This window comes from Thermaurantimonas sp., assembly GCF_046299575.1.
GTDB lineage: Bacteria > Bacteroidota > Bacteroidia > Flavobacteriales > Schleiferiaceae > Thermaurantimonas.
The window spans coordinates 73,851-100,172 of sequence record NZ_JBKBHX010000008.1 but is presented as its reverse complement, the minus strand read 5'-3'; the positions used below and the strand labels follow the sequence as shown (position 1 = coordinate 100,172).

Below are 26,322 nucleotides of genomic sequence, written 5' to 3'. Positions count from 1 at the left end.
AACTTATTTATTCACATTTGACATTTCATGAAAAAAAATCTAAGTTTAAAATTCAAAATTTCACCTTTTTACCAAATTGTTAAGATTAATGCATTTCGATTTTATTTATAATTTTTTAAATATATTTAAAATATCAATACTTTTTTGTATTTTTTATGAAAATTAATTTAATTATTATAAGATTTTTCATTTTATAATTTTTTAAGGAATTATTGAAATAAAATACAAGTTTGTATTGAACACAAACCTGCAACCCAAAGGAGAAAAGTATTACTATTTGTTGTAGCGTCTATTAGCTTGATTACAGCAAATGCTCAGATAAATATTGCCCCGTTGGCTGTTGCTTCAGCCAGTACCTGTAATACTGGACCCTGTAGCACATTGAATGACCTAAACTTCGGCACCTGTGGCACCCAGCAGATGTGGATACCTACCTCTACTCCTCCCACATCAACCCCAGGAGTCGATTGGATTATGTTTGAATGGACGACTCCTCAGACATTCGATAAATTCATTATTCATCACGCTCAGAATAATGCCAGACTACTTACCGGGGGGTTGATTCAACGATGGGATGGCAGCAACTGGGTAAATCACCATACCTTCTCTAACCTTCCTCCGGCCTGCTCCAATCAAGTGAGTTTTCCGAAAGTAACTACCACACGAGTTCGGATTACCTCCTTTCAGATGACCGGCCCTGGGCAGCAATCTAACCCCAATTTCCGCGAATGGGAGATTATTTCTGCTCCTACTTTACCAAACGACGCAGGTGTTGCAGCATTAGATTCACCACAGGCATTCTGCCCCGGCGTTCATAATATCAGGGTACGCGTAGCAAACTTTGGAACAAATAAAATTGATTCCGTAACGGTCAATTGGTCTGTAAACAATGTTTTGCAAACACCCGTACTATTGACTCAGTTTCTTGACACTGTTGGCGGTACAGGACCAAATCAAAGGCAAGTACTCCTTGGTTCCTGGAATTTCTTGGCCAATACTTCGTACAACTTCAAATTCTGGACGTCGAATCCCAACGGAGTTGCTGACCCATTCAACGATAACGACACACTATCTTTAGTATTAACAGCAGCTATATCGGGTACCTTCACCATTAACTCGGCCTTGCCTACAAGTGGGACCAACTTTCAATCTTTTACAGCCTTTGCCAATATATTGAATGCTGCGGGAGTTTGCGGTCCGGTAGTAGTAAATGTAGCTCCCGGTTCAGGTCCTTACTTAGAAAAGGTGGCTTTTGGAAATATTAACGGTGCTTCAGCCACTAATACCATAACTATCAATGGAAATGGTGCTGTGTTAAACTTTTTCTCACCCAACACCAATGACCGTGGAACATTAGACTTGAACGGCACCAAGTACATGATTATAGACTCGCTCACCATTCGCAGTGATAGTGGTGCTCAAGGATTCAGTATTTTATTCCGATCCCAGGCAAATTGGAATGTAATTCGCAGGTGTTCTATCATTACAAGTACAACCTCTACCAGTACTGCTTATGCTGCTATAGCTTTCTCAAGTAACAATACATCCGCAACCAGCACTGGTGATAACGGAAACAACAACATCATCGAAAACAACGTCATCATCGGAGGCTATTACGGTATTTCGATCACCGGAAGCTCTTCGACACTGCGCGCAACCGGCAATATCATACGTCGAAATAACATCCGAGATTTTTATATTTATGGAATTTACGCCCTTAACCAGGACAATTTCGAAGTATTTGGCAATGATATCAGCAGACCTACCCGAACGACAATAAGTACATTCTATGGAATTTATCAGGGCACAAGTGGCTCAGGTGTCAGATATTTTAACAACCGTATTTTCAATGCTCACGGAGCTGCTCCATATACCAACACATTTACAGCCTATCCGATATGGATCGCCACGGCTGCCGGTACTGCAACCAATCCAAACATCATAGCGAACAACCTGATTTATGACATTCAGACCAATGGAACTTATTATGGAATATACCTATCAGGTACAACCGATCACACCAAAATTTATCATAACACAATAGTATTTAATGCCACTTCTTCATCATCCAGCGCCACACGTCTCATTTGGGTTTCAGGTACTCCTACAGCAGGTTGTGAGGTTAGAAACAATTTACTTTATCTCTCCAGACCTGGCAGTGGCGAACGATTCCTGACATATCTTACAAGCAATACAAACGCTATCAGAACAAGTAACAACGGGTATTTCAAAAACCCTAATATCGGAATGACAGCGCCTACATTTTTCAGGGGCAGTGCATTTAATACATTGTCTGATTTTCAGAATGCCGGTGCTGATTCAAACAGCATATTTATCGACCCTCAGTTTGTAAACATCAACAACAATTTCAGACCTCAGGCACCTCAGTTGAATTCTTTGGGAATGAATTTAGGTAACCAGGTGCCTTTTGATTTCGACTCTCTCCCACGTTCCTTCCTGCCTGACCCAGGCGTTTATGAATTTAATCCACCTCCCGGACCTAATCCTGGATTACAAACTTTTGTTCAACCCTCTGGAACGCTTTGTGGGGATTCAGCAGATGTAGTAGTCAGAGCCATCAATATCGGACAGGATTCAGTTACCACTCTTACCATCAGTTGGTCAATAAATAATGTAAATCAAACACCTGTAACCTGGACCGGACTTCTGACGACAGGAAATTTTGTCAATATTACGCTGGGAAAATTTGCAATAAACAGCACTACTATTTACAACATCACAGCCACTATCACCGCAAGCGGGCCTGGTGTAGATACAGATCCATCAAATAACACCATACAACTGCAAGGAGTTAGAAGAGGATTATCAGGCACTTATACCATCAATGCCCTTGCTTTACCATCTGCAACAAACTTTACTAGTTTTTCTGACTTTGCCAATGCAATTTCAACATCCGGTGTCTGTGGAGCTGTGACGGTAAACGTGGTTCCTTTTTCAGGACCTTACATAGAGCAAGTAACATTTAATAACATTACTTCTACCACTGCCACTAATAAAATTGTGATTAACGGTAACGGCAATATTCTTCAGTTTACATCCACCAACACCAATCAGCGCTCAACCCTTACATTTAATAACTGCCGTTTTATAGAAGTAGATAGCCTGAATGTTCTAAGCCTTGGTACTACTACATCTCAGTTTGGAACTGCTTTGTTTGTTACGGGTAATTCACTGAGACTGAAATTCAACAAATGCCGATTTGAAGTAACTACGAGTTCAACATCTACAAACTTTAACCCTGTAATAATCGGTACAAGCGAATCATCGCCCACCACTACTGGTAAAGGTGGTGATTACATTGAGATAACAAATTCACAAATCATCGGTGGATACTACGGACTTAGTCTTGGCGGAGGAACAGCAGATAACGAACTATCAATAGGCAACCGCATTGAAAATTGCCTTATAGAAGATTTTTATGTTTACGGTACATACATCAGAGGACAAGATTCCCTGATTTTCCACAACAACGATATTTCAAGAGCCAACAGAACTACAGTTACGACCTTTTACGGCATTTTTACCGTATCATGGATGAACAACTGTCGCTTCTCAAACAACAAAATAAGAGATTCTCACACAGCGACGACAGCTTCAAACACTGCCTCCATGTATCCGATCTACATCAGTGGCAGTACCACTGCCGGTCAGCGTAACCGCTTATTTAACAATCTGGTATACAATATGAACGGCGGTGGATTGATCTATGCTCTCTACATGATAAGCAGCCAGCACTGGGACGTTTATCACAACACGATAGTAATTGAAAATGCCAAGTTCGCCGGAACAGGTACACATGCTGTTGCTTACTTCTCAGGCACATTTACCAGCGTTGATGTTCGGAATAATCTATTCGTAAATACTCGAACTAACGGTGGTACCAAACACCTTGTCTATCAAGCAACAGCGAATACGGGTATTACCTATAACAACAATGCATATTTCAGCGATATAATGACAGGTGTATTTTTCCACGGAACTTCGCTTAACACTTTCGCCGACTGGCAGGCTACAGGAAAAGATCAAAATTCCGTGTTTGCAAATCCGAGCTTTGTAAGCCCTGCCACCGGAAATTACACTCCTACATCTGGAGCTATCAATAACATAGGAGCAAATCTTTTATCCATTGTGCCAACGGACATTAACGGTTTACCGCGCACTACAAACCCTGACCCCGGAGCTATCGAATTTGCACCGCTACCATGTACTGGTGCCTGGTCCTTTAAAGCCGATAGCGTCTATCCCACCGGAGCTTTCCTGAGCTGGCAATCTTCGGCAGATACTTTTCAGATTGAATGGGGTCCAGTTGGATTTGTACCCGGCTCTGCTCAGGGTACTCTTATTAACAACATCACCACAAAATCTTACAATCTCGCTTCCCTACCAGTAGGAGTATGTTTTCACGCTTACATTCGGGAGGTTTGCAACAATGGTTTCAGTGCCTGGACAGGTCCGGTTCAGATTTGTACACCGATTCAGTTTGATGCAGAAATACAGGCTCTTTTAGGAATTAATACGAATTTTTGTGGTGCTACAAATACTCAGGTTCGTATTGTAGTGAAAAACAATGGTTTTGGGCCCATTAATAATTTGCCGTACGGACTTACGCTAACCGGTGACATCAATCAAAACATTACCGGAACTTACACCAATGTCATTCCAAAAAATGGTACCGATACCATTACAGTCGCAACAATTAATACAGCCAATGGTGGAATAGTTCAGGCTGTAGCATATGTGAATCTAACAGGTGATCAGGTTCCGACTAACGACTCAATCGTTCGAAATTCAGTCATTATACCCCCTACTCCACAGGCTTTACCTGCTCAGGCCTGTGCAGGTGCTACCTCAGCCCAGCTGATCGCCAAGCCTCTACCCGGCGTAGGATATGAATGGTATAACGTGCCAACAGGGGGAACACCTATCTCGCTTAGCGATACCCTTATTGTCACCAATTTATCGGCCACCTATTATTTGAAATATCAAGCCTCTGCTGATTCCCTGCTGACTACAATAGCCGGAGGAAATTCTCAAAGCGGTAATATGTTTGATGTTGAAATCAAAGGTGCGCCACTGGCTATTACAGGGTTTACTGTATCTCCAAACACAACCGGCCAGACTACTTTTGAAATCTATCATCGCCCTGGTACACATGTAGGTTTTGAAAATTCAGCCACCGGCTGGACACTTCTTCAATCCTTCACGGTGAACGTAACTGTTGCTGGTCCTAATACCAAGCTGATGTTTACCACACCTATTACATTGCAACCAGGTACGCATGCATTTTACGTAACCCGCACAAGCGGATCCGTAAATTACACCAATGGTACTGCAGTAGGAAACATCCTTGCAACACATCCGCGTATTGATGTGAAAGAAGGCATCGGCAAGTCATACCCCTTCGGATCAACCTTCTCTCCGAGAAACTTTAACGGGTACATACACTTCGGAGTGTCAGCATGTTCAGACGTTCGTACTCCGGTGAATATTACTATTAAAAATGCTCCTACTGCTAATTTCACCTTCACAACTAACAACTACACAGTAAGCTTCACCGGTACATTTACTGACGCAGATTCGGTATACTGGACTTTTGGCAGTGCAGGCAACAGCAGTCAGCAGAATCCCACATTTACCTTCCCGCAGAACGGAGTGTATCCAGTGTGTGTGACAGCCTTCAACTCCTGCGGTACAGCCACCAAGTGCGATACACTGAAGTTTAGCATCGGCCTCAACGAATTAGCTCTACAAAACCGACTAAAAGTGTATCCGAATCCAAATGCAGGAATCTTTGAGGTGACCTTCAGCGATGATGTAGCTGAGCTGCCGGTGGAAATTCTTGACCTAACAGGAAAGGCAGTTTACAGAGACATCTGGAAGAGTGCCGCCGGCCACTATCACGAGCGGCTTGACCTGCACTCCTTACCGGCGGGCACCTACATGATGCGCATCCACTCCACCGCCGGAATCCTCAGCCGCAAAGTGGTGATACAGAAATGATATGAGTTTTAACATCAAAACAAAAAGCCGCGTTGTGAAGAACGCGGCTTTTTTTATACTCAACTCAATTAATTATTTCAATAAATCGATTGCTTTGTCCAGTTGATTGTCTTTTCCAGTGTTTACGAGTTGCTGAACATCCAAGGGCAAAACCACTTCAGGTGTATATCCGATTCCTTCTAAAACCTGACCATTGATGTAGCGGAATACTTCCAGTGCAACCTGTACCTTCCATCCGTTGGGCAACAAAAATGACCGGCTGCCTGCCAGAATTGTTTGTACGCGTTCACAAAAGCTATATGGTATCCATGAAATTCATCAGAAGGGTGGATCAGGATACTATCTGTGCGGATAAGTACTTCATTCCGATAGGTAATTCGTGTAGAGCGAGATTTTTTTCCAGATTACAGCAGATTGAGTAAGCAAGCAATTACTATATTTTGCTCAATCAATTTTTCTTCTGGTCAAAACATCTTTTTAAATCTGTTTCAGCTGGGATAGGACTTCCACGAAGTATGTAATCCAAAAGCCACTCAGCCAATTTGGGAGCCATCAGTATCCCACGGCTGCCAAGACCGTTAATAAAATAGAGCTGTGGATATTGAGGATGTGAGCCGATTAAAGGGCGACGGTCTTTGGTATTTGGGCGCAGGCCGGCGTTGAGCTCTATTATTTCGGGTTGCACCTGGGCGATTTTTTTCAGATCCCTGAGCATTTCTTTAGCCATCAATAAATTGGGGTGAGGTGAAAGGTGACGGAAGTCGTATGTAGCGCCCAACTTCCACCGGCCAGCATCGATGGGTAGTACAAAGTGGCTAAAGTGCAATACAAAATCCCAACTGTCAGGCAAATCGCTGAGAGTAAGCACATCGCCACGTGTAGGGCGCATGAAGGTGCGTGGAAACCACGGATTGCGCTGCCACCCGTGTATGCCGTCGGCAAAGATGACCCCATCGTACCGAATACCGGCATATTCTACTCCTGAATCAAGTATTTTAAGCCGGTCGTAATGAAATTCTTCAAAAAAAACCTTTTCCTGAAATTGCAACTTCCTGTGCACGGCCTCCATATATGCACGCGTATCTACCCAGCCGGTGCGCTTCATCCGCCCGGCACCATATGGCGCTTGTATGTATTCGGGCAGCTCGACGACATTTGGCTCAAGTATCGTGTCCCAGAGCGGCTGGGCTGATTTGGCTTGCCAATCATTCACTTCAGCCACACTGTGAAAAAGTCGGAAAATAGGCATTGGATGGTAGAAAAAAGCCTCTGTGACCTCTTCAGCCCATGGATAAAAGTGCTCCAGGGCGTCGAGCATTTCACCGGCACGCCATACCAGCGTCATCCGCTTGAGCACTACAGGGTTCCAAAGTCCGGAAGCAACCCGGGATGAATTGCTGAGCAGAGGGAGGGAGATGTTTGTAATTTGAATTCCCGATCTTTCGGCTTGCAGGGCTATGGTACTACCTGCAATTCCCTGGCCCACCAGCAATAGGTGCATAACATTAACCTATGACGGAAAAACCCGTGTAGCTGTGCAATATCTCAGGCAGGTGTACGCGCTGGCCATCGAAGTTGTTTTCAAGCAGAGCGGCCACTACGCGGGGCAGTGCCAGCGATGATCCGTTAAGCGTATGGCAGAGTCGGTTGCGACCATCGGAATCTTTAAAACGCAGCTGGAGGCGGTTGGCCTGAAAGCTTTCAAAATTGGAAACTGAACTAACCTCCAGCCAACGCTTTTGAGCAGCTGACCATACCTCGAAGTCATAGGTCATCGCGCTGGCAAAACCCATATCGCCTCCGCACAAGCGCAGAATTCTGTACGTTAGACCGAGGGACTGAAGCAGTCCGGCCACGTGCTCTACCATCTCATCAAGCAAGTTGTAGGAGTGGTCGGGATGGCTGATTGCGACGATTTCCACTTTATCAAACTGGTGCAATCTGTTCAGTCCTCGTACGTGGGCACCGTATGAGCCTGCCTCCCGACGAAAGCAAGGAGTGTAGGCTGTGAGCTTGTGAGGAAGCTCTCCCTCCTGAAGAATGACATCGCGATAAAAGTTAGTCACCGGCACTTCAGCTGTAGGAATAGCGTAAAGCTGATCCTTTTCGATGTAATACATCTGCCCCTCTTTATCTGGCAACTGACCTGTGCCGAAGCCCGAAGCTTCGTTAACAAAATGTGGGGGCTGCACTTCCTGATAGCCTGCCCGGGTGTTGTAGTCGAGAAAGTAATTAATTAGAGCTCTTTGCAATCGCGCACCTTTGCCTTTGTACACCGGGAATCCGCTGCCTGTCACCTTCACCCCGAGTTCGAAGTCGATGATGTCGAGTTTTCTGGCGATTTCCCAGTGGGGCAAGGCGTCGTCAGGAAGAGCAGCCGGGTCGCCCCATGATGCTACGATCTCATTGTCGTCAGCTGATTTGCCGGGCTTTACGAGAACTGATGGCGCATTAGGTATGGCGAGCAACAGCTCACGCAAGTGCTCTTCGGCCTCGCGAAGCTGATCGGTTAGTTGTTTTATGGAATCTTTGAGCACAGCACTGCGCTGCATAAGAACCTGTGCTTCTTCCTTGCGCCCTTCGCGCTGGAGCTGACCTACCTGTTTTCCGATGGAGTTTGCTTCATTGCGGTTTTGATCGAGTTCCGTTTGAATAGCACGCCTGCGGGCATCAGCCTCAATTACTTGATTTATTAGTCTATCAGCATCCAGATTGCGTTTTTTCAGTGCAGCAACAATGCGGTCTTTATGGTCGCGTATATCTTGAAGTACGAGCATGTAAGGAGATTTTATGTGACTGTTATTCAGCTTTACCTTCCTGAATTTCTTTAAGTTTCTGGCGAACTTTGGCTTCTAGTTCTTCACAGAGTTCAGGATTGTCCATAAGAAGTTGCTTTACGGCATCGCGTCCTTGGGCAAGGCGTGTATCGCCATAAGAGTACCAGCTCGCGCTCTTTTTAATAATGCCGAAGTCAGTACCCAAGTCAATGATTTCGCCCACTTTAGAAATTCCTTCGCCATACATGATGTCAAACTCAGCAAAGCGGAAGGGTGGAGCCACTTTATTTTTCACCACTTTAACCTTCACGCGGTTACCGGTGATGTTCTCTCCGTCTTTGATTTGTGTGCTACGGCGAATGTCGATGCGCACTGAAGCGTAAAATTTTAACGCATTACCGCCGGTGGTCGTTTCGGGGTTGCCAAACATTACGCCGATTTTTTCGCGAAGCTGGTTGATGAAGATGCAGCAGCAGTTGGTTTTGCTGATGGTGGCGGTCAATTTGCGCAAGGCTTGTGACATCAGACGGGCTTGTAAACCTACTTTTGAGTCGCCCATTTCGCCTTCGATTTCGCTTTTAGGAGTGAGGGCTGCCACGGAATCAATTACGATCAAATCAATGGCCCCCGAACGAATGAGGTTATCGGCTATTTCTAAAGCCTGCTCTCCGTTGTCAGGCTGAGATATAATCAGGTCATCGGTATTTACGCCTAATTTTTCAGCATAAAAGCGGTCAAAAGCGTGCTCAGCATCGATAAAGGCCGCTATACCGCCCTGCTTTTGTACCTCGGCTATAGCGTGCAGGGTCAATGTCGTCTTACCTGACGATTCCGGACCAAAGATTTCAACGATTCTACCCTTCGGATAGCCCCCCACACCCAGAGCCACATCGAGTCCGATCGAGCCTGTGGATATCACTTCCAGCTGCTCAACCGGCGCATCGCCCATGCGCATTACAGCACCTTTGCCGTAGGTCTTATCCATCTTCTCAAGCGTCAGCTTCAGGGCTTTCAGTTTGGCCTCTTTATCGATACTCATGATTCTAAATATTTGAATTTGTGATACTTACTAATGACTTTAGTAAAAAAATTTCAGCCGTTGAAAATAGGTTATTTGCTCATAGGCTACCAAGCGCAGAGATTCAATTTACTGACATTGATTACACTTAACCATTTCGATAGATTTTTAAGAAAAAGGTCAATAAGATGCTGAAATTAATATCTATTGACAAGCCCAATAAGTATTTACTCAAAATTCTACTTAAAAAGCTGGAAATGAAATAATGCAGTATTGGAAGCTGTCTCATTGGTTTATAGATTCTTAGGATTGATGTTAAACAAAAGAGCGAAAATGATTTAGGTATGATTTAAAAGTCTACTTATATGTAAAATGGATCGGCCAGAGGCCGGTGCCGCGTGAGGGATAGAAGCGGATATGAGCCGCTGCGGGTGGGCAGGCGGCACACAGGGCGAGGAGGCGACAGGTGAAGCCACCACAGCCCGATGTGCCGCGCCCACGCGCAAGGCGAATAGGAGCGGATAGCCCGACCCCTGACGAAGGCGCTTTGAGCGCCTTGTCAGGGGGCACGCCCAAATAATCTAAAAGAAAGAAATCTATACGGTGATTTCGCGGCCGTGGAGGGTGAGGGTGATGGGCTCGCCGGTGTGGCGGTGGATGTGGGTGCCTTCGGGGGTGGTGTTGACCTCGAGGATGCGGCCGTCGAAGATGATTTTAAAGCTCAGACGCTGCCAGTGGCGCGGCAGTACGGGGTCGAAGTAGAGCCTTTGGTTGCGGACGCGCATGCCGCCGAAGCCTTCGACGACGCTCATCCAGGTGCCTGCCATGGAGGTGATGTGGAGGCCTTCGTGGACTTCTTTGTTGTAGTCATCGAGGTCGAGGCGTGAGGTGCGGAGGTAGAGCTCGTAGGCTTTGTCGATTTTGCGGAGCTTGGCTGCGAGCACGACGTGTACGCAGGGGCTGAGCGATGACTCATGTACGGTGCGCGGCTCGTAAAAGTCGAAGTGGCGCTCGTGCTCCTGGTGGGTGAAGTCGTCTTCGAAGAAGTAGAATGCCTGAAGGGTGTCGGCTTGCTTGATGAAGCAGGAGCGGAGGATGCGGTCCCAGGACCAGTGCTGATTGATGGGGCGCTCGCTGAGCGGCAGCTCTGAGGCCAGGCGTTGCTCTTTGTCGAGGTAGCCCTCTTGCTGGAGGTAGATCTGGTACTTGTCGGAGTAGGGGAAGTAGATGTTTTGGATGATTTGCTGCCAGTGGGTGGGTTCTTTCTGGGTGTCGAAGTTGGTTTTTTGAAGTACTTGTTGGAGCTGGTCGGGGTAGTGGGTGCGAAGCAGCTCGATGGTGTGCAGGGTATATTGCATGCACCAGCGGGCGATGTAGGAGGTGTAGAAATTGTTGTTGATGTTGTTTTCGTATTCGTTGGGGCCGGTGACGCCGAGCATGACGTACTGCTGCTTGTCTTCGCTCCAGTTGAAGCGCTGAGCCCAGAAGCGGGCGATGGCGATCATGACTTCGAGGCCGTAGTCGGCCAGATAGCGGATGTCGCCGGTGTACTCGACATAGCGCTTTATGGCGATGACCATTGCGCCGTTTCGGTGGATTTCTTCGAAGGTGATTTCCCATTCGTTGTGGCATTCTTCGCCGTTGATGGTCACCATTGGGTAGAGGGCTGCACCGCCGGTAAAGCCGAGTTTTTGGGCGTTTTCGATGGCTTTGGGCAGGTGGCGGTAGCGATAGAGGAGGAGGTTGCGCGCTACGTCGGGTCGGCGGGTGCTGAGGTAGAAGGGGAAGCAATAGGCTTCGGTATCCCAGTAGGTGACGCCTCCGTATTTTTCGCCGGTGAACCCTTTGGGGCCGATGTTGAGGCGGGGGTCTTCGCCGGTGTAGGTCTGGTTGAGCTGGAAGATGTTGAAGCGGATGCCTTGCTGGGCTTCGGGGTCGCCCTCGATGACGATGTCAGAGGTTTCCCAGATGCGTGCCCAGGCCTCTGCCTGCTCGCGCAATAGGGTATCGAAGCCTGTGCGCATGGCTTCAGAGGCTTTTTGATCGGCTTCTTCGGCGATTTTTTCTTTCGGGTAATTCAGGGATGAAGTGATGGCTGCGTACTTGTAGAGGGTGTAGGTGGTGCCGTCTTCGGCTTTGATTTCGAAGCGGTTGGCCACATACTTTTCACGACGGATATTTTCGGGATAGAGGGTGATGTGTCGGCCGTTAGCTTCCAGCTCATAGCGCATAGCTGCGGCTACGTGGAAATTGGTCTTTTTGGTGGAAGCTACGTTGATGGCTTTCTGGGAGGCGACGGAGGTGTGGACTTCGTCCCAGAATTTTTCGCCGTAATTGGAGTCTTCGTTGTGCACGTCGAAGTCGAGATAGGGTGTGTAGGTGATGGTGGGCGAGAAGCCTTTTGGGGTGATGGAATAGCGGATGGCTCCGATTTCGTCGCGCTTCATGGACAGAAAGCGCAGAGCCTCGACCTCCAGGCGCTGCATGTCGCCAAAGTGAGCGGTGAACCGGCGGAGTAGGTAGCCTTCTTTCATATTGAGCTCGCGGTAGAAGTCTGTGACCTTTACTTTGGCGAGGTCGAGGGGCTGACCGTCGATCAAGATGTCGATGCCTATCCAGTTGACGGAGTTTATTACTTTGGCGAAGTATTCGGGGTAGCCGTTTTTCCACCAGCCTACACGGGTTTTGTCTGGGTAATAGACGCCGGCGATGTAGCTGCCCTGCATGGTGCGGCCGGTGTATTGTTCTTCGAAGTTGGCACGCTGGCCCATGCGACCATTACCAAGGGCAAAGAGGCTTTCAGAACAGGGATGTAGGGCGGGATCAAAACCGCGTTCGATGATTTTCCATTCGTCGGTGATGATGTATTTTCTGTGCATGGTGTGCGGGAGTTTTTTATGTAGAGTGTTTTAAAACTTCGGTGATTACAATGGATGGTGTGAGAAACTCCAGAGAGCCGGCGTGAAAGTCGGCTACATCCGGTGGTAGCATGTATCCGATGCCGACGGTATGCATTCCTCCGTTTTTAGCGGCCTGAATTCCGGCCAGCGAATCTTCAAATACGATGCATTCTTCGGGTTTTGCGTTGAGCGCTTCGGCCCCGAGCAGAAATACTTGAGGATCGGGCTTTGATTTGGGGGCTTTATTGCCGTCGATCAGAGCGTCGAAGAAGTGGAGTACGCCGAGTTTTTCGACAATGGGGATGGCATTTTTGCTCGCGGATCCGAGAGCGCTTTTAATACCTGCATCGCGTGTAGCCAACAGAAACTCTCGGGCACCTGGCAGCAGGTCGTTGGGTGAAATGTCCTGGATGTATTCGAGATACCATTGGTTTTTCTGGTCGGCCAGGCGTTTTTTTTCCTCTTCGGGCAGAGTGATTCCTCCCCATTGAAGGATTTTTTCCAAGCTCTCCATACGGCCTACACCTTTTAGCTGCTCATTTTCCTCTTCGGTGAAATCAAATCCCAGCTCGTTGGCCATACGTCGCCAGGCTTTGTAGTGATATTTGGCCGTGTCAGTGATCACTCCGTCGAGGTCGAAGATAAAGGCCTTGATTTCCTTCATCATGCGCGACGGGAAGTTTCTTTTTTGATAAGGCCCAGAATGATGAGCTCTGCAGCCCCTGTATTGGTGGCGATGGGTACATTGTGGTAATCGCAGGCGTCGAGCAGATTTTGTATGTCTTGATGATAGGATTGCTTGATGGAGGGGTCGCGAAGGAAGATGACGAAGGAGATTTCGCCTTTTTCGATCATACGGGTGATTTCGATGTAGCCACCGCTTTCGCCTTTGTTTACATGCAGAATGTTCAGACCGGGCTGACTGGCTTCGAGTGCGTCGGCTGTGCGGCCAGTGGCGACCAATGATTTACCCCAGAGCCAGTCTTTGCGCTCTTTGAGAAAATCACAGAGTACGGGCTTGAGCTTGTCATGTGCAATCACAGCAATTTTTTTCATACGGCTGATTTTTCCAAAATTTTTAAATAGTGTATGTGGTAGTGAATAAGACCTTTTAAAGGTTTTTGAATGATATTGTTGATTTTCAGATCAAGAGCATCAGCTACCTCGAGCAAATAACGACGGAAGTGATAGGCCACGGAACCTACAAAATTGATTTCGAGCGAACGAGCATCTTTGAAGCAAAGCACATGGGTTTTAAGAAAGAGTTCGAAGCCTTCTTTAACCATTTGCTGAAAGATCGGTTGGTGAATGTGCTTGTGCACAAATACGCTGAAACTAGCCAAAAACACATTGGCATGAGGCTCATTGTACACCTTCCGAAAGATATCGTCTTTAGTCAAGTGATAAGTTTCGAAAAAGTCGTCAGCTACCTCCTTTGGCAACTGCTTGTACAAATACATGGCAAGTAGCTTTTTACCAAGCCAACTGGCACTACCCTCATCGCCGAGAATGTAGGCTAAGGCAGGTACTTCTTCATAAATCTGTTGGCCATCGAAGTAGCAACTGTTTGATCCTGTGCCAATGATGCAAGCGATTTCAGGCTTGCCGGTATACGTTGAATAAGCAGCAGCAACCAGATCGTGGTCAACGTGCACATGTGCATTTGGAAACACACGTCGCAAACCTGTAGCGATGATGTCTTTGTAGAAGTTTGACGAGCAACCTGCTCCGTAGAAATACACCTTACTAACCTCGTCTTTATATTGCTTGATGAGATCAATTTTCGACATTTCGGTGTGCACCACATCGGCTGAATGGAAGAAGGGATTAAAACCCATGTGTCTTATCTCTTCAAACACAGAGCCGTCGTCGTTGAGCAGTACGGCGTCACATTTTGTAGAGCCGCTTTCAGCCAAATAAATCATGGATTAAGGGAATTTTAAGTGATGTAATGGGTGTCAAAAATACACTTAGCTGAATGAAAGAAAGGAAACATTTAATAGGTTTTTAAGGTATAAATGCACTAAAATTCTTAAAATACTTTTTTGAAGTAATATGATTCAAAAGGTCGATGGGTTAATTTTTTTAGTAAAAATTCTGATGAAAATGGATTTGCATTCTGAACTTTACTCTAAAGGCATTTTGGCCGTAGGTTAAACAGATACCGCCAAACGGTTTGCAGGAATCAAAAGTATCTTTCGCCCACTGAAAGTGCTTTAGTATCTATGAACGTAGATAAACCTATTTCTCAATTACAAGAAATTGTAAATCAATGGATTAAAAATCACGGGGTTCGTTATTTCAACGAATTGACCAATATGGCTCAACTCACGGAAGAGGTTGGCGAGGTGGCTCGTATCATAGCCCGCCGATACGGTGAGCAAAGCGAAAAAGAATCAGATAAACAAAAAGACCTGGGAGAAGAACTTGCCGATGTGCTCTTTGTGGTTCTTTGTTTAGCCAATCAAACCGGTACCGACTTACAAGCAGCCTTCGAACGTCGCATGGACAAGAAAACCAAGAGAGACCATGATCGCCACCATTCCAATGAAAAGTTGCGCTAATTTCAACTATTTACTTCTGGCATGGCTTTTTAGCATATCGCTAAAGGCACAAATTAAAGGCGATGTGCCCACCTTGCACGCAGTAAAATTCCGCTGGATGATCGAGCGCAATCTCGACTCGCTTGCTATGCTCCTACACCCAAAGCTCCAGTACATCCACTCCAACGGCTGGATTGAATCGCGCGACGAAGTACTCGAAAATATCCGGTCAGGAAAGCTGATTTACAGACAAGTAGAAATACAATCAATTTCCGTACGTGAAAAAGGTATGAAGGCTATCGTAAAAGGCCGGGGCACCTTTCATGTAACCTTAGACGGAAAAGACATTTCTATACCCCTAAGCTACGAAGAGCACTACAAAAAATCTCGAAAAGGCTGGCAGCTCATCTTCCGAAAATCGCAGCGCATTGTCACTCAGTGACTATGAAGAGCTATTTTCCAACGCTCATTGGGCTCAAAATGGTTGTGAGGATAATACACATAGAGCAAATACCCATCTGCTTCGATAAGCACTAAGTAATACATTCCAAAGTATTCGGCCCGTATCACTCGACAGGGTATTCCGTGTGTGCGGCTAAGGATGAGTTTATGAGGCCTTAATAAAACGTTTTCAGAATCTTCTGCTCCTATTCGAAAGCCAAGATTCTTTGCTAACCATTGTCTCGGCACCAGATTGTAATGCCCGAGTAAGCCGGCCACGTATTGATTAGCAGGTGACTCATACACTTTTCTCGGTATACCTTTCTGAACGATTTTTCCATCGTGAAGTACACTGATGAAATCAGCTAATTGAAGTGCCTCACTGCCCTCGTGTGTTGCGATGATAAGAGTTTTATGTCCGCGAAGCCACTGAATAATATCTTTTATGTTTTCAGCATTTTTAAAGTCCTGGTTGCTCAGCGGCTCATCCATCAGAAGCACTTGAGGTCGTTTGGCAAGAGCAGCTGCAAAGGCCACCCGCTGTTTCTGACCGCCTGATACATCGACCGCCCTGCGCTCAAGTATTTCCGATATGTCAAGCTTTAATGCCACATCACGTATTATGTCCTCTTCTTCCTGCGGACTATATCCGTGCAAACGCCGGCGGATATTTTCTTTTACTGTGCTGTAAGGTAATAAGTCAAACTCTTGATTCAAAAATGCCACATGCTTAAATCCCGGTATTGGCGACTCCTCCAGCTGTTTCCATACCCATCCTTTGCTTTCTATGGTACCATGTTCGGGCAAAAGTTCCCCTGCAAGTAGCTTGAGGAGGGTTGACTTTCCACTACCGCTTTTTCCTAAAACTACATGAGTCTTTTTGCTTTCAAAATGGGCTGAAAAATTTTCAAAAATCTTACGATCAGCATTGTAACCAAATGTTATGTCGCGCAGGTAAATGTCCATTCGAGTAATTTGAACAAATGTGGCAGTTAAAGTTTCAAAAGAAATATCCTATTTAACAAAGAAGACTTTTTATTTTTTCAAACAAAATTTTTTGAAAAAGTCTTGTATTATTTAAATCTGCACCCATAAATTTGCAGCCCGAAATTTAAAAAACATTCCTCCTTAGCTCAGTTGGTTAGAGCACCTGACTGTTAATCAGGGGGTCCCAGGTTCAAGCCCTGGAGGGGGAGCCGAAAATCAGGAAGTTAATAGTTTCGAAAATTAACTATCTGTAAAAGACGAAAAAATCAGAAAAAATTGATTTCATAGCCCGACTTCGGGCTTTTTTGTTTTTTGCTTTTCGCCTCCAATAGCAATAAAAAGTAATTCACCTAACCTAACTTTTAAAGACCAGTAACCTTCCACTTTAATAAATCTTTCCTAAAAGTTGTATTTCAACTCCATACTTAAAAGCATACCCTGAACTTGAAATTTACGCAAAAATCCCATCTTCCTTTTTTATTTAAAATACATTAAGCGTATCAATTTAAAAATCATTCACTTAGCGATATTTCTTTTTTCACTATTTCAAAACATTTATTCTTAACACTTAACTTCTTATTAAACAATATTTAATCAACGTTGAGCAAAAAAATAACTTTTGTCAACCTTGTTTAGAATTTTTCTAAATACTTTTGCCTTATCTAAATTTATTCTAATTAAAAATAAGAATGCAAAAAATCTATCTTTTCGGATTAATGCTTACTGGTATCAGCTTATATGCTGATCCCGATACTACCCATCTAAATGAAGTAACAATCATAGGTAGTCGCATGGAGCGCATTACCGGTTCGGGAGAGCAGATTTCTTCCGAAAGACTTCTCAAACTCAATCAACCCGATTTTACAAAGGTTTTGCGTTTAGTACCCGGTGTAAATATTCGCGATGAAGAGGGATTCGGCCTACGGCCAAACATCGGTATGCGCGGCACAAGTGTTGACCGCAGCCGTAAAATTACTTTAATGGAAGACGGCATCCTCATTGCACCGACGCCCTACGCCGATCCTCCAGCCTACTACTTCCCTACCTTTATGCGCATGGAAGGTGTAGAAGTGCTGAAAGGCAGCAGCCAAATTAAATATGGTCCTTACACCATAGGTGGCGCTATCAATCTCCTGTCTACTTCCATCCCCGACAATTTTAAAGCCACCCTTACAGCGACCTATGGTACTTTTAATACGAGTCAGCTCCGCATTACAGCAGGCGATACCAAAGGAAACTTCTCCTACGTTTTCGACGCGGGTCGATGGGCAACCGATGGATTTCGGCAACTCGACAACGGAGGCAATACCGGCTTTGAGCGTCGCGATTTCATGGGTAAAATACGCTTTGAGAGCCCATTAGAAGCAAAAATCCGCCATTCCGCAATGCTCAAATTTGAGGCAATGACCGAAAACAGCAACGAAACCTATCAGGGCCTCACCTATCAAGATTGGAAGACAAATCCCTTGCGTCGGTATGCTTCCTCACAACTCGACAAGCTCGACATGAACCACCAGCACATCTCACTTCACTACGCCATTCAGCCCTCAAAAGATGTATTAATTACCGTTCAGGCTTATCGCAACAACACCTACCGCATATGGGGTCGGGCAGCAAGTGCCGGCGGTCAATCGGTGCTTAACATCATTAACAATCAATCAGCCTTTCCTATTCCCTATCAAATCCTCACCGGCCAGGCCGATGGCCAGGTTCAATACCAAAGTGCCCCCCGAACGTATCTCTCAAATGGCATTCAATCACAAGTAAAATACCTCTTCGACTTCGGCCAAGTAAAAAACACAATTACAGCCGGGATCAGATACCATACCGACGAATCTGACCGTCGAAATACCCGATCTATCTACCAAATGACCGAAGGAAAACTCATCCTCACTCAAGCAGGCGTTACCGGTAATGCAGAAAATCAAATCCGAAAAGCAGAAGCCCTCTCTGGATTTGTAAACTATGACGCTGAAATTGGCCGACTCCTCGTATCAGCAGGCCTACGCATCGAAGATGTAGTACTCCAAGTGTTCGACTACGGCACGCAAGACAACGCCCGCACAGGTGCTAATCTCAAAACAGCCTCCAACTCCATTACTGTCTTATTACCTGGTGTGGGATTTAATTACCAAACAGGCCTCGGCAGCCACCTGTTTGGTGGTGTTTACAAGGGTTTTTCACCTCCAGGCCCGCCCAGAATTGACTCAGTGCAACAAGCCAAGGCAGAAACAGCTATCAACTATGAATTGGGCTATAGAATCAGCAGCGAAAGGATTCAACTTGTAGCAACTGCCTTCTACAACGATTATATCAACATTCTTGGCTCTGATGCCGCATCTACCGGAGGCATGGGTACAGGCAATTTGTACAACGCTGGCCGCGCCACTACTGTTGGATTCGAATTTACTGCAGAAACTGACCTGATGTACCTATTCACCCCAAAATCAACATACCAGCTGCCCTGCCGCATCGCATACACCTTTAGCGACTCTCGCTTCCGCGAAACCTTCATCAACGAGGGCGGTGACTGGGGTACAGGCCAAATCAACGCAAACGATATCATTCCCTTCATCAACCCCCACATCCTAACTACTATGGTGGGTATCGAACAGCCCGATCGCTGGAACTTTACCCTCATCGCCCGCTACACATCGTCTATGCGCGTAAGGCCGGGGCAGGGTGAGCTTATCTTTCCCAATCAGGTCACAGACCTCAGCCAAATAAACGCCGTCCGCAGCACCTGGTTTTTCGATCTATCAGGAAACTACTACCTAACATCTAAAGTAGCTTTTACCGGCCTAATCAATAATCTCTTCAACAATCTTGCAATCGTTTCAAACTTACCTCAAGGCGTGCGTACCGGCATGCCTTTTAGCGTACTGGCCGGCATACGCGTTCAAATTCAGTAGAGCGTTTTTACCTTTGAATAATAAAGGGGGCCGTAAGCGCCCCCGTTTTTCTTTTCACTTTCTTACCTGGGCGTACACCTCGTTGAATGCTAAAATAGGAAGCTTCGGGCCTGCCAAGGCAAGACAGAAATAGCTGGCTGCGTCTGGGCCAGCCATTAATCTTTTACTTCTTCATAATCTACATACTCCCCCACGTTCTTATTTGACTGCTTCAATTGATCGGGGTCGTAGATGATTCTGATTTTTTCAGCCGGTGATTTCTTACCTGCAGATGACGACTTTTTGTTATAACCTTCTAAAAAAGGCCCAACAAAATATCTATACACCACTATAATTAAATATGTTAGAACAAGTAAGATTAAAAAAAAGCGCATTGACCTAAGTAAATAAATTATCTGCTCAAATATAAGTTTCGTTCACTATACACTTTCTTAAACATTGGGTCGCGCAGGTTTTTAATGAAGTGTATTGCCTCACCTGTTGATCGCATCTGCGGCCCAAGCTCTTTGTTTACATTTGGGAATTTATTAAATGAAAACACTGGTATCTTAATCGCATATCCATCCAGCTGAGGTTTATATTCAAAGTCTTTTACTTTGTTTTCACCCAGCATAAAGCGCGTTGCGTAGTTCACATAAGGCTCGCCATAGGCCTTTGCAATAAATGGTACCGTACGGCTGGCCCTTGGATTGGCCTCGATCACATACACGACATCGTTTTTGATAGCAAACTGCACATTGATTAGCCCTTTGACTTTCAGCGCTTTTGCTATGGTGATGGTATGCTCTCGAATTTGCTCAATTATTAGCGGCCCGAGGTTAAAAGGCGGCAGTACGGCATGGCTATCGCCCGAATGGATTCCACAGGGCTCAATGTGCTCCATTATTCCGATGATATACACATCTTCGCCATCGGCTATGGCATCGGCTTCAGCTTCGATTGCACCATCCAGGTAATGATCGAGCAGCACTCTGTTGCCCGGAAAGTCTTTGAACAGCTCCACCACATGGTGTTCGAGCTCTTCCATATTGATCACGATCTTCATGCCCTGTCCGCCCAATACATAACTGGGGCGCACAAGCAGCGGAAAACCAAGCTCCTCAGCCACTTCGTAGATCTGGTCTGGGTCAGTAATTACATCAAACTTTGGATAAGGAATGTTGTGCTCTCTCAGTAGGTTCGAGAACTTTCCGCGGTCTTCAGCCAGGTCGAGCGATTCGAAGCTGGTACCAATGATGGGTATTCCGTACCGATGAAGTTTTTCGGCTAGTTTTAGGGCTGTCTGTCCACCCAGCTGTACAATCACTCCGATGGGCTTTTCGTGCAGAATGATTTCGTAAATGTGTTCCCAAAAAACCGGCTCGAAATAAAGCTTGTCAGACACATTGAAGTCTGTCGATACAGTTTCAGGGTTGCAGTTGATCATTATAGTCTCGTAGCCACACTCGCGGGCAGCCAGTACACCGTGCACGCAGCAATAGTCAAATTCGATTCCTTGTCCAATGCGATTGGGGCCACTGCCGAGCACCACCACCTTCTTTCGGTCTGATACCTTGCTGTCGTTTTTTACTTCCAGTGTGCCATCGGGTCGCATCACTGGCATCTCAAAAGTGGAATAATAATACGGTGTCTTTGCCGGAAACTCAGCTGCACAGGTATCCACAAGTTTGTATACCCGCTTGAGGCCGTACTCTATTCGTTTGTTGAACACTTCACTTTCGAGCCTGTGCAGCATGTGGGCAATTTGCCTGTCAGCAAAACCCTTTTGCTTTGCTTCAAATAGCAATTCAGGTGGAAGAGACTCGAGGGTATGTTCTTCGATACGCCTCTGGGTATTGGCAAGATCCTCGATTTCACGCAAAAACCACATATCGATCTTAGTGATTTCGTGGATTTTGCGAAGTGGAATGCCCAACTGTATAGCGTCGTAAATCACAAAAATTCTGTCCCAGCTTGGATTAGCCAGCTTTTCGAGTACAAGGTCCTGATTGGTAAGCCCTTTGCCGTCAGCACCCAATCCGTTGCGTTTAATTTCGAGCGATTGAGCCGCTTTATGCAGAGCTTCCTGAAAGCTACGGCCTATGCCCATTACTTCGCCTACTGACTTCATTTGCAGACCAAGCCTACGGTCTGCTCCTTCGAATTTATCAAAGTTCCAGCGGGGTATTTTTACAATAACATAGTCGAGTGTGGGTTCGAAATAGGCTGATGTTTCCCCTGTAATGGGATTGGCCAGCTCTGTCAAGTGATATCCAAGTGCCAGTTTAGCGGCAATTTTAGCAATAGGATAGCCTGTGGCTTTACTGGCTAGAGCCGATGAACGAGATACCCGCGGATTAATCTCAATGGCTACTATATCTTCTTTTTCATCCGGACTTACTGCAAATTGCACGTTACATCCCCCAGCAAACTTGCCCAGATTTCGCATCATCTTAATGGCCATATCGCGCATGCGTTGAAAGGTGCGGTCGCTCAGCGTCATAGCTGGAGCTACAGTGATCGAGTCGCCCGTGTGAATCCCCATCGGATCGAAATTCTCAATAGAGCAGATGATTACCACATTGTCGTTGCTGTCGCGCAGCAGCTCCAGCTCAAATTCCTTCCAACCCATCAAAGCCTTATCGATCAGCACCTCGTGTATAGGGCTCTCTTCCAAACCGCGCTTCAGTAAGCTGTCGAATTCCTCTTTATGGTAAACAATAGATGCTCCTGAACCGCCGAGCGTGAAAGAGGGTCTTATACAGAGCGGAAACCCAAATTCCTGGGCAATTTCCTTTCCTTTCAAATAAGAGGTAGCAATTTTAGATGGGGCATATGGAATGCCTTGTTGATCGAGAAACTGTCGAAAGCGCTCTCGATCTTCAGTTATATGAATGGCTTCTATGTCTACACCGATAATTCTGACACCATATTCCTGCCATAGGCCTTGTTTATCGGCTTCAATACAGAGATTTAAGGCAGTTTGACCTCCCATTGTGGGCAATACAGCATCGATCTTGCGCTCTTGCAGAATTTTTTCCAGACTTTCAATCGTTAGAGGCCAGAGGTAAACATGGTCGGCCGTAACCGGATCGGTCATAATTGTGGCCGGATTGCTGTTGATCAGCGTTACTTCTATGCCTTCTTCTCGCAGAGAGCGAGCTGCTTGCGATCCACTGTAATCAAATTCACAAGCCTGACCGATCACAATAGGTCCCGATCCTATAATGAGTACCGATTTTATACTGGTGTCTTTTGGCATGTTTATAATACTGTTTAAAAAAAAGGATAAAAAAAAAGGTGTTACCGTGTGGCAACACCTTTTGTTATTTCATCAATACTATGCATTAACCCTTGTAATATGGTTCGTCAGATACAGTAAGTTTCTTTCTGCCACGTGCCCTGCGGGCAGCCAATACTCTGCGACCGTTTGCAGTGCTCATGCGCTTGCGAAATCCGTGCTTGTTTACACGCTTGCGGTTCGATGGTTGAAATGTTCTTTTCATTTATTTACGAATATTTGATCGGAGTCTTTTAACAAATTTCAGTGCAAATAACCCTTTTTTCAATCGGGCTGCAAAGATAGTCTTAGTATTGTAATCTACAATGTTAGATTGAAAATTAATTTTTCTATGAGAAATTAAAAGTTGGCTTACTAATGTCCGATAGTCACGGAAAATCACAATTTTCAAAATTATGTTGTATTTTACACTAACTATTCAACTTCCTTCTTCAACACTTCAAATGCATTTCCGAGCTTTTCGCACAGATCACTGGCGAGCACAGCTTCTTCGCAGCCTCTCCACTTCAATGCTAAATCGCCCGATAGCCCATGAAGGTACACACCGAGCTTTGCAGCATTTTCCAAAGAATATCCGCCAGCCACAAGCGCCAATAAAATTCCGGTGAGCACATCGCCCGAACCCGCAGTAGCCATTCCGGCATTGCCGGTGGGGTTAAAGTAAACGTTACCCTCAGGAGTGTATGTGCGCGAGTATTTACCTTTATAAACTACTGTACAGCCCGATGATTGTACAAAACTTATCAAGGATCGATGAAATTCCATTGGTTTACTGTTTCCAAACAACCTAGTGGCTTCACCCGGATGAGGTGTGATGAGATGCTGTTTTCCAATTCGTTTTTGCCAGCGATGCATGGCAATTAAATTGAGCGCATCTGCATCTAGCACAGTAGGAATGTCGTATTCCAAAATCTGATCAAGCAATTCGGCAGCTGCTGAACTGGCACCTAATCCCGGTCCTATAGCAAGGGCATGAGGCTCAATGCCTGATATTAAGTCGTTGATATTTAGTTCATTTAAGTCAAAAGAAATAACCTCAGGCCGCGCGATGGGCAATGCCTGTGCAGCCCGCGTTCCACAGGCCACATAGAGCAACCCTACGCCTGCCCGCAGAGCAGCCGTAGCCGACAAAATTGCAGCTCCGGAAGTATGGCCAATGCCACCAATCAACAGTGCTCTACCGGCTTGACCTTTGTGTATCCAAGCACTGCGTGGCTTGTAGAGCTTAGCTGCATCACTTTTTTCAAGTAGATAGTGATTTGTCGGTACATTTTTTAAAAATTCAGGATGGAGTCCAATGTCAGCAATACGCAATTCGCCTGCGAGAGGCCCCGTGGGCATCATCAGAAAAGAAAGTTTAGGCAATTGAAAGGTTATTGTCAAGTCGGCCGAGACGATTGTATCTAATGTGTTGTTGTCGTTATCGTCGGCAAACATGCCTGAGGGAATATCAACGGCAATTTTTTTGTTTGGCAGCCGATTAATGAATTGAACAACTTCGGCAGCTAACCCCTCGAGAGGTCGACTCAAGCCACTGCCATAAAGGGCATCCACAATCACAGCATCGCCTGTTACCTTGATATCTTCCGGTTTTTGAATAGAAAATAGTTCAATTCCCGCCTCCAGGGCTCTTTTTTGATTGATGGTGTTGTCTGCAGAATACTTTTCGGAGGGGAGAACATAAACCGAAACAGGATGAAAAATTTTTAGTGCTCGAGCTATACCGAGTCCATCACCCCCATTGTTACCTGGGCCGCAGAGTACTGTTATCGGTTTTTTGTATTCAAAAAAGGGCGATTGTATATACTCCGATACCCACGCGTGTATGGCCCTCTCCATTAAATCAATAGAAGCAATAGGCTCATTTTCAATAGTATATCGGTCTGCTTCCCGGATTTGTTCGGCGGATAATATCTTCATAAATGTGTAAAATTTGTTTTATAAGTGAATGTTTTCCATCATTTAAAACCACATAATCAGATAGTTGAAGGCGCTTTTTATCTGTCCATTGGCGCGCGATACGGCTTTTGATTTCTTCTATGCTCAAACCCGACCGCCTTTGAATGCGCTCTAGACGTGTGTTTTCAGGAGCTACGATACTGATAATCAAATCGCATTCTCTATAGGTGCCAGCCTCGAAAAGAATCGCAGCTTCCTTGATCACAAAGAGCGCATTTTGGAGGGTTATCCATTTTTTAAAATGCTCTTTCACAGCTGGGTGTGTAAGTGAATTGAGCAATTCTAATTTTTCTGGATTTGTAAAGACCCTCTGTGCTATATACTGCCTATTAAGCCCTGAAGAAGTATATGCCTCGGTACCAAAATGGGCAATGATATTTCTGCGAATAACCGGGTCTGAGTCAATTAATCTTTTTGCCTCATCATCGGCTATATAAACGGGTACTCCTAGATGCCGAAACAGTTGGGCAGCAGTAGTTTTTCCGCTTCCGATTCCACCTGTTAAGCCCACACAGTATGGAAGTCGCTCACTTGACTTCATTCACTGATGAGATTTTTAAGTTCCGAATTCTTCGGCACTTTTTGCCATTGCGTAATTCTGCCTTAAAACCCACGTTCTCTACACGGCGAATCCATATACACTTGTCTAATTGATCTAAAAGATCGGTTACCGGAGTTTCGAACGATAAGGAAAAATCATAATATGTTCCATTTAATCGGCGCCTTAAGGTTATTTTTTCAGGTTTCCATTGTCCGATTTCAGCTAAAACTTTGATAATCTGCACATTTGAAACGGTGCCCTCAGGTAAGTGAGGTTTGAGCCTTATTTCCACTTCTTGAATTCTTCTATCTCTCTTAAGTTTAAGAGTACCCAAGTGTATTTCCTTAACTTGCAAATCGTTAGCTTCGCGATGTAAAAGTGGAATGTGTTCCGGGTAAATTTGCGCATCTATTAATTCAAAGGGCTCAGGAACTTCGAAGTCAAGGCGTACCGGTAATTTTTTTACTGCTGAAAACCACGGGCTAAACCAAACAGTATCAGGTATAATGCGCACTATAGTATGCTCGCGCAGAAATTCCTGAAAATCGTTTTTGGTCAAATACCAGCGATTGGAAGGGGTATGAAAATTAAACGAGTGAAAATTTACCTGGAGTATTCGAGGAATGTTCTTCTTATTTTTTGAATTGAGGTGAAATATTTCAACTTTTAGTTTCGATGAATCGGCCAAGTAGATCCTGGGAAGCTGCTTTACCTCGATGTACGTAGTCGCACCGGGTAGTTCTTTTTGGTTTAAATGGTTAAAAATCACCAAGATAGTTACCCCTAAGAGTATAACAAAAAAAGTACTGTGTTTAGAAAGAAAGTTTTTAAGTTTCAGGTTAAGATCAAAAAAATTTCTATTCAACTCGATACCCTATTGTTTGACAAATTTCGCTTTTAATAAGGTAGTAACTCAGCAAAAATCTCGGGATAATTGCAAATA

The 26,322-nt window shown here is 45.3% G+C and carries 20 protein-coding genes and 1 tRNA gene; 6 read left to right on the top strand and 15 right to left on the bottom strand.

Annotation, left to right across the window (positions count from 1 at the left end; genetic code table 11):
- The first annotated feature begins 381 nt into the window (after positions 1 to 381).
- Positions 382 to 6,021: a T9SS type A sorting domain-containing protein gene (locus tag ACK4EX_RS10730; RefSeq protein ID WP_409772649.1), complete on the top strand. Its 5,640-nt coding sequence runs from the start codon at positions 382 to 384 to the stop codon at positions 6,019 to 6,021.
- 72 nt (positions 6,022 to 6,093) lie between these two features.
- Here ACK4EX_RS10730 and ACK4EX_RS10725 read toward each other — a convergent pair whose 3' ends face one another.
- Positions 6,094 to 6,270, bottom strand: a complete 177-nt coding sequence (locus ACK4EX_RS10725) for a hypothetical protein (protein WP_409772647.1) — start codon at positions 6,268 to 6,270, stop codon at positions 6,094 to 6,096.
- Positions 6,271 to 6,272: 2 nt separating this feature from the next.
- Here ACK4EX_RS10725 and ACK4EX_RS10720 point away from each other — a divergent pair, with 2 nt between their 5' ends.
- Entirely contained in the window at positions 6,273 to 6,443 is a 171-nt protein-coding gene (locus ACK4EX_RS10720; protein ID WP_409772645.1) for a LytTR family transcriptional regulator DNA-binding domain-containing protein, read from the top strand.
- A 26-nt stretch (positions 6,444 to 6,469) separates the two neighbouring features.
- Here the strand turns inward: ACK4EX_RS10720 and ACK4EX_RS10715 are convergent, their stop codons facing one another.
- The 7 genes from ACK4EX_RS10715 to ACK4EX_RS10685 form a co-directional block, all read right to left on the bottom strand.
- Positions 6,470 to 7,522 (bottom strand): NAD(P)/FAD-dependent oxidoreductase, encoded by a 1,053-nt coding sequence (locus ACK4EX_RS10715; RefSeq protein ID WP_409772642.1) that lies wholly within the window; start codon positions 7,520 to 7,522, stop codon positions 6,470 to 6,472.
- A 4-nt stretch (positions 7,523 to 7,526) separates the two neighbouring features.
- On the bottom strand, positions 7,527 to 8,798 hold the full coding sequence (gene serS, locus ACK4EX_RS10710; protein ID WP_409772640.1) for a serine--tRNA ligase: 1,272 nt from the start codon (positions 8,796 to 8,798) through the stop codon (positions 7,527 to 7,529).
- Positions 8,799 to 8,820: 22 nt separating this feature from the next.
- Entirely contained in the window at positions 8,821 to 9,837 is a 1,017-nt protein-coding gene (recA, locus tag ACK4EX_RS10705; protein WP_409772638.1) for a recombinase RecA, read from the bottom strand.
- Between the two features lie 575 nt (positions 9,838 to 10,412).
- Entirely contained in the window at positions 10,413 to 12,695 is a 2,283-nt protein-coding gene (locus ACK4EX_RS10700) for a family 65 glycosyl hydrolase domain-containing protein (protein WP_409772636.1), read from the bottom strand.
- A gap of 16 nt (positions 12,696 to 12,711) precedes the next feature.
- Entirely contained in the window at positions 12,712 to 13,380 is a 669-nt protein-coding gene (gene pgmB, locus ACK4EX_RS10695) for a beta-phosphoglucomutase (RefSeq protein ID WP_409772634.1), read from the bottom strand.
- The gene (locus tag ACK4EX_RS10690; RefSeq protein ID WP_409772632.1) at positions 13,380 to 13,772 is read right to left on the bottom strand and encodes a methylglyoxal synthase; all 393 of its coding nucleotides are present in this window, start codon (positions 13,770 to 13,772) and stop codon (positions 13,380 to 13,382) included. Before ACK4EX_RS10690 ends, pgmB begins: the two co-directional genes overlap by 1 nt.
- Positions 13,769 to 14,641 carry a BadF/BadG/BcrA/BcrD ATPase family protein gene (locus tag ACK4EX_RS10685; protein WP_409772629.1) on the bottom strand — a complete coding sequence of 291 codons (873 nt, stop codon included), beginning with the start codon at positions 14,639 to 14,641 and terminating at the stop codon, positions 13,769 to 13,771. The genes ACK4EX_RS10690 and ACK4EX_RS10685 overlap by 4 nt, the downstream gene beginning before the upstream one ends.
- A gap of 300 nt (positions 14,642 to 14,941) precedes the next feature.
- Here ACK4EX_RS10685 and ACK4EX_RS10680 point away from each other — a divergent pair, with 300 nt between their 5' ends.
- Both ACK4EX_RS10680 and ACK4EX_RS10675 read left to right on the top strand, forming a co-directional pair.
- Positions 14,942 to 15,280 (top strand): nucleotide pyrophosphohydrolase, encoded by a 339-nt coding sequence (locus ACK4EX_RS10680; protein WP_409772627.1) that lies wholly within the window; start codon positions 14,942 to 14,944, stop codon positions 15,278 to 15,280.
- A complete protein-coding gene (locus tag ACK4EX_RS10675) occupies positions 15,246 to 15,701 on the top strand; it encodes a nuclear transport factor 2 family protein (protein ID WP_409772624.1) in 456 nt (151 codons plus the stop codon). The genes ACK4EX_RS10680 and ACK4EX_RS10675 overlap by 35 nt, the downstream gene beginning before the upstream one ends.
- Here the strand turns inward: ACK4EX_RS10675 and ACK4EX_RS10670 are convergent.
- The gene (locus tag ACK4EX_RS10670; RefSeq protein WP_409772622.1) at positions 15,695 to 16,666 is read right to left on the bottom strand and encodes an ATP-binding cassette domain-containing protein; all 972 of its coding nucleotides are present in this window, start codon (positions 16,664 to 16,666) and stop codon (positions 15,695 to 15,697) included. The two genes, ACK4EX_RS10675 and ACK4EX_RS10670, sit on opposite strands and share 7 nt — an antisense overlap.
- A 156-nt stretch (positions 16,667 to 16,822) precedes the next feature.
- Between ACK4EX_RS10670 and ACK4EX_RS10665 the strand changes: the two genes are divergently transcribed.
- A tRNA-Asn gene (locus tag ACK4EX_RS10665) sits at positions 16,823 to 16,896 on the top strand.
- A gap of 480 nt (positions 16,897 to 17,376) precedes the next feature.
- Positions 17,377 to 19,599 (top strand): TonB-dependent receptor family protein, encoded by a 2,223-nt coding sequence (locus tag ACK4EX_RS10660; RefSeq protein ID WP_409772620.1) that lies wholly within the window; start codon positions 17,377 to 17,379, stop codon positions 19,597 to 19,599.
- 155 nt (positions 19,600 to 19,754) lie between these two features.
- Here the strand turns inward: ACK4EX_RS10660 and ACK4EX_RS10655 are convergent, their stop codons facing one another.
- The 6 genes from ACK4EX_RS10655 to ACK4EX_RS10630 all read right to left on the bottom strand — a co-directional run bounded on the left by ACK4EX_RS10655 (position 19,755) and on the right by ACK4EX_RS10630 (position 26,244).
- Positions 19,755 to 19,973, bottom strand: coding sequence for a hypothetical protein (locus ACK4EX_RS10655; RefSeq protein ID WP_409772618.1), 219 nt, complete (start codon positions 19,971 to 19,973; stop codon positions 19,755 to 19,757).
- 17 nt (positions 19,974 to 19,990) lie between these two features.
- Positions 19,991 to 22,840 carry a carbamoyl-phosphate synthase large subunit gene (carB, locus tag ACK4EX_RS10650; RefSeq protein ID WP_409772615.1) on the bottom strand — a complete coding sequence of 950 codons (2,850 nt, stop codon included), beginning with the start codon at positions 22,838 to 22,840 and terminating at the stop codon, positions 19,991 to 19,993.
- 85 nt (positions 22,841 to 22,925) lie between these two features.
- Positions 22,926 to 23,084, bottom strand: a complete 159-nt coding sequence (rpmH, locus tag ACK4EX_RS10645; RefSeq protein ID WP_084180220.1) for a 50S ribosomal protein L34 — start codon at positions 23,082 to 23,084, stop codon at positions 22,926 to 22,928.
- 209 nt (positions 23,085 to 23,293) lie between these two features.
- Entirely contained in the window at positions 23,294 to 24,799 is a 1,506-nt protein-coding gene (locus ACK4EX_RS10640; protein ID WP_409772612.1) for an NAD(P)H-hydrate dehydratase, read from the bottom strand.
- Positions 24,747 to 25,379 carry a dephospho-CoA kinase gene (coaE, locus tag ACK4EX_RS10635; RefSeq protein ID WP_409772609.1) on the bottom strand — a complete coding sequence of 211 codons (633 nt, stop codon included), beginning with the start codon at positions 25,377 to 25,379 and terminating at the stop codon, positions 24,747 to 24,749. The genes ACK4EX_RS10640 and coaE overlap by 53 nt, the downstream gene beginning before the upstream one ends.
- Positions 25,366 to 26,244: a hypothetical protein gene (locus tag ACK4EX_RS10630; RefSeq protein WP_409772607.1), complete on the bottom strand. Its 879-nt coding sequence runs from the start codon at positions 26,242 to 26,244 to the stop codon at positions 25,366 to 25,368. Before ACK4EX_RS10630 ends, coaE begins: the two co-directional genes overlap by 14 nt.
- Positions 26,245 to 26,322: the final 78 nt, after the last annotated feature.